Annotated in this window: 1 pseudogene; it reads right to left on the minus strand. The window is 43.9% G+C overall.

Features of this window, described 5'->3' with window-relative positions:
- Window positions 1-1,353 (minus strand): annotated as a pseudogene (locus tag M2R47_RS09325) (hypothetical protein); the annotation flags it as partial.
- Between the last annotated feature and the right edge of the window lie 28 nt (window positions 1,354-1,381).

Consider the following 1,381-nt stretch of genomic DNA (forward strand, 5'->3'; position numbering starts at 1 on the left):
TTGTAGCGTATCGCCCACTTTCACAGTTTCAAACGCCACATCTTGCTTGGTGGCAACAGTTAGGTTACCGCTTTCATCTTGGGTAACATTGATGTTGTCGCCATCTTTGATGCTGATGGTATCACCTGCTTTGATGAGTTTACCAGCTTCATCATTGGCTTTTAGGGTAAAGCCTGAGTTGTTGATGGCACTCATCACAGTCTTAGCGTTCACCAAGGCGTCGCCAGCAACTGGATCATTTTTATCTAACTCAACCGTACCTTGAGGTGTGGTGTTAAGTGTGGTGGTCTTAACAGACAACTTATTGCCACCATTAGCATCACCAACTTTAAGCGTCTTATCATCAAGATTAATGCCAAGACCGTTATCATCAACCACCAATGGGTTCGGTGCGTTTTTGGCAAGCTTGATGCCAATGCCACCTTTACCATCTTCTGCCTGGGTGATTTCCAAGCCTTTGGCTGGATCAAGACGAACATCTACCTTCACCTTACTTTCTTTGCCATCTTCATTGGTGATGACAGATGCTTTGGTACCTTCACCATCAATGAAGTTTACCGTATCATAAGCTTTGACAAAGTCAGCTGCTTGGCCATTGGCTTGTAGGTTCCAACCTGCATTCAACACATCACCTACAGTAGCTGCGTTGTTATACATGTTCGCAAGGTCTTGACCTTGTGGTGCTTCTTGTCCCTTGGTGGCATCCATGATTGGATTATCAGTCAGCTTATGATTAGGACCGACGATCATGTCACCTGTATTGTAAGTTGGGATCAAGTTACCAGCAACATTAGCCAAGTTGGTTGGCTGTGTGGTATCATTGTTGCCATTATTGATAGAAGCAATCACATCAGCAGGGTCGACTTTTTTACCATCTGGGCCAAAGAAGTCATTACCTTTCTTAGAAAGCTTATTGCCAGCTGCGTCGGTATAGACAACTGGAAGCTGTGCTTTCTCTACCAAGCCTTGGGCGTTGACATCAACCTTAATGGTATTTGCTTGGCCGTTTTCACCTGGCGTCAATGTTACTGTGGTTAAGTCACCGTTAACAAAGTTGACTTTATCACCAGCTTTGACAAGCTTATCACCTGCACCATTGGCTTGTAGGGTAAAGCCTGAATTGTTGATGGCATCAGCAACGGTTTTGGCGGTTGCCAAAGAGTCGCCATTATCCGGATCATCAATCTTGCCATCTTGATTTTTATCAACCAGTGCTGTGGTTTTAGCAGCAACTTGACCGTTTTCATTCAGTTTGATGGTAGTTTCATCAACATTGACGCGTAAACCTTTGTCGCCATTATTACCAGCATCATTAGCGATAATACCACCCTTGTCTTTTAAGTTGACTTTCAATTGCTTACTTGGTAAGTTGTCACCATTA

Source organism: Moraxella oculi (genome assembly GCF_023336735.1).
Classification (GTDB): Bacteria; Pseudomonadota; Gammaproteobacteria; order Pseudomonadales; family Moraxellaceae; genus Moraxella; species Moraxella oculi.